Here is a 3406-nt window from a genome sequence, read left to right on the forward strand (position 1 = left end):
CAGTGGAACTCGCCACGCTTGAAGTCGCTGATCTCGACGGCGGCCATCGCATCATCGCCACGCTGCTGGAGCAGGCGGTTATAGAGCGCGACAATGTCGGACGTGAGGGCCTCAGCGAGCGGCTTGCGCTGCGCTTCGAGTTCGGCAAGGCGATCTTTGATCTCGGTGTAGCGTTTCTCGCGATCGCCCTCGGCGACCTTCTTCACACTCTCGCGCTCGCCACGCTGGCCGCCGAGTGATTCGACCTGCTTCTTGATCTCGTCGGCCTTCTGCATCAGTTCGACGGCGGCGGTCTCGGAACGATCGCGATCGGCCTTGATCGTGTTGATCTCGGTGAGGAACGCCTTGTATTCCTTGTTGGTCTGCGCGTTGTCCATCTGCGACTTCAGGGCCGCCATGCGGGCGTCGAGTCGCTTGGTCTCGCCATCGGCCTCGTTGGCCTTGGCCAGCGTCGTCTTGTGCGATTGCTCAAGAGTCTTCTGCTGACCGTCCAAGGAGCCGAGTTGCTTGACCTGATCGGCCAAGAAACTCTCCGCTCCCTTCAGGCGGGACTGGAGTCCCCGCAACTGCTTGTCCACCAAAAAGACCTTGACGAGATTCTCCGTGACGGTCATCGAACACTCCGGCCGAAGGCTCCGACCATAACAACGCAGTCCATTCTAGCGTGCTCCTACGCGCCGGGGAGGGCCCATTTCAACCACCAGAAGGCCAAAGGGGTGACCAAAAGAGGGGAATCCAGCACGTCCAGCACCCCACCAAAGCCCGGAATGCTCGAGCCGGAGTCTTTCAACCCAGCGTCACGCTTGAACAGGCTCATCACCAGGTCGCCCGCCTGCCCCACGACCGCGAAGACGACGCCCGCGACGATTAGGGGCAAAGCACCCGGCATCGTCTCGCCTGCCCACATTGTGAGCAGGCGTGCCCCGCCGACAGACGCAGCGCAGGAAAGGGCGATCCCGCCGACGAGCCCTTCCCACGTCTTGCCTGGGCTGAGCCAAAGGATCAGCTTGTGCTTGCCGATGGCGCGTCCCGTGAAGTATGCGCCGGTGTCGCAGGCTTTGACGACGAGCAGGAGCCACAGGAGGATCCAGACCGAATGCTCGCGACGAATGGCTAGCACAAACCCGAGCATGATGCCGAGGTACACGAACGCGAGCAATGACGCCCCCGCGGCGAGGACGACACCCTTGGTGTTCTGGCCCTTCGAATACACCAGCAACGACGTGAAAAACAAGAGCACCGCCGCGGAGCCCACAATCGCCACGGAATCGATCGAGTGCTGAGCGTTCGGCGCGAAGAATGACACACAAAGCCCGGCCCAAGACGCGAGCGTGAGGAGCGCGGCCGAGGCCTTCGCGCCCTTCGCAACTATGATTGAAGCAAGTTCCTTGGAACCGAGAGCCCCGAGCGCGAGGCAGATGAGAAAGACAATCGATCCGGGCGGCACCTTGTCCACGCCGAGCACGGGTGACGAGAGGGTCTTGTTCCCGAGGAATGAATCGAGCCACACCAGCCCGATGAGGGCGGCGATCATGAGCGGGCCGAAGGTCAGGCGTTTCCACATAAAGGGCTCAAACCTCCGTGCTCGTGGCGAGTGCCTCGCGGCGAATACCGCCGAACCGCCGATCGCGTGACGCAAAGTCGCGGACGGCCGCATGCAGATCCGCTGCGGCAAAGTCAGGCCATAGCGCGTCGGTCACGTGGATCTCGGCGTAACTGATCTGCCACAGCAGATAGTTGCTCACGCGGCGTTCGCCTGCGGTGCGGATGAGGAGGTCGGGATCGGGCAAGCCCCTCGTGTACAGGTGCTGCTCGAAGAGGTCTTCGTCGATCGCATCGGGCGAAAGTTCGCCACGTTTGACTCGCTCCGCGATCGCGCGGGCGGCGTCGGTGATTTCTGCACGCGAGCCATAGTTGAACGCGAGGCAGAGAGTACAACCCGTGCAGTCCTTTGTTGTCTCTTCAATCTTGTCCATCGCGTCGGTGACATGTGATGGCAGGCCTTGTCGTCGGCCGACGACCTTGAAACGAACCTGCTCGCGTTTCAGATGCTCTCGTTCGCCTTCCAAGTACATTGCGCACAGGTCCATGAGCGCGTCGACTTCGTCCTTGGGGCGCTTCCAGTTCTCGAGCGAGAACGAGTAGAGCGTGAGGCACTCGATGCCGAGGTTGCCGGCCTGAACCACAACCTCGCGTGCGGCCATCGCGCCGTTGCGGTGTCCGAAAACGCGTGGGAAACCTCGCTGCTGGGCCCAGCGGCCGTTGCCGTCCATGATGATCGCGACGTGCTGCGGGATGCGCTCGGGATGCACGTCCGGGATGAGTTCGAGTGGTCGAGCCGTCGCAATACGTTGACGCAACTTCGCTTCGGCGGCGATCGCCGACGGGTCGTTCCTGAAGTCGCGCACTGTCTCACTCATTCGACTGAATCTCCCACGAGGCACGCGGATCGCTGCGGGGTGCTTACGCGCCGACCCGGATGGTTTGTTCGCGGTCCGGGCCCACGCTCACGATTCCGACCGGCACGCCGATGCGTTCCTGCACGAAATCGACGTACTTGCGTGCGTTCACCGGCAGGTCCGCAAGGCGCTTGGCCTTTGAGATGTCCTCCGAGAACCCCGGCAGCGCGGTCCAGACTGGCTCGACCTTCGCCAGGTCATCTGCATCGGGCGTAAACATGTCGCTGGTTCCGTCCTTCGTGCGATACGCGGTACAGACCTTGATCTCGTCGAATCCGGAGAGCACGTCGAAAAGGGTCATCGCGACGGTGGTCAATCCATTGATTCGCACGGCGTAGCGCACAGCGACGAGATCGAGCCAACCGACGCGGCGGGGGCGACCTGTGGTCGTGCCGAACTCGCGGCCGCGGGTGCGGATGCGATCCGCCGTCGCGTCGTGCAGTTCCGTGGGCATCGGACCAGAGCCAACGCGGGTCGAATACGCCTTCATGACGCCGATGATGGTCTTCACCTTGGTCAGTGGCACTCCCGCGCCGACACCGATGCCCGCGGTGCCCGTGCTGGAACTGGTCACAAACGGATACGTGCCGTGATCGACGTCGAGGAGCGTGCCATTGGCGCCCTCGAAAAGGATCTTCTTGCCGCTGTCGAGAAGGTCGTGGAGCAGGTGCGTGGTATCGCGGATCATGGGACGTAGGCGCTCGCCGACGCGAGACGCGTGATCGAACAACACCTTGGCGTCGAGCGTCTGGGGCTGGCCGGTCATCGCGCTGAGCATGGGGCCCTTTGCCGAGCACGCGAGATTCAGGCGTTCACGGAGCAGTTCGGGCTTGAGCAGGTCGCCGACTCGGATGGCGTTTGAGCGTTGGATTTTGTCGGCGTATGCCGGCCCGATGCCGCGGCGGGTCGTGCCGATCTTGGTGTTGGAGTTGGAGGCGGCGTCTTCG

The 3406-nt window shown here is 62.8% G+C and carries 4 protein-coding genes; all 4 read right to left on the reverse strand.

All coding sequences use genetic code 11. The features are described 5' to 3' along the window. Window positions 1–614, reverse strand: a 614-nt coding sequence (locus tag NJ959_RS27430) for a zinc ribbon domain-containing protein (protein WP_254014934.1), incomplete at its 3' end; no start/stop codon positions are given. Window positions 615–670: 56 nt separating this feature from the next. Continuing rightward, window positions 671–1564, reverse strand: coding sequence for a phosphatidate cytidylyltransferase (locus NJ959_RS27435; protein WP_254014935.1), 894 nt, complete (start codon window positions 1562–1564; stop codon window positions 671–673). Between the two features lie 7 nt (window positions 1565–1571). Continuing rightward, on the reverse strand, window positions 1572–2420 hold the full coding sequence (gene uppS, locus NJ959_RS27440) for an undecaprenyl pyrophosphate synthase (protein WP_254014936.1): 849 nt from the start codon (window positions 2418–2420) through the stop codon (window positions 1572–1574). 43 nt (window positions 2421–2463) lie between these two features. Then, window positions 2464–3406 (reverse strand): adenylosuccinate synthetase (locus NJ959_RS27445; RefSeq protein ID WP_254014937.1); only part of this gene is annotated, 943 nt, incomplete at its 5' end.

This window comes from Limnofasciculus baicalensis BBK-W-15 (assembly GCF_024178385.1).
In the GTDB taxonomy this organism is placed as follows: Bacteria; Cyanobacteriota; Cyanobacteriia; order Cyanobacteriales; family Coleofasciculaceae; genus Limnofasciculus; species Limnofasciculus baicalensis.

Bases quoted from the DNA above. Each gene is read 5' to 3' on its own strand.
- NJ959_RS27435 (WP_254014935.1), bottom strand. From the start codon at position 1,564: ATGTGGAAACGCCTGACCTTCGGCCCGCTCATGATCGCCGCCCTCATC.
- uppS (WP_254014936.1), bottom strand. From the start codon at position 2,420: ATGAGTGAGACAGTGCGCGACTTCAGGAACGACCCGTCGGCGATCGCC.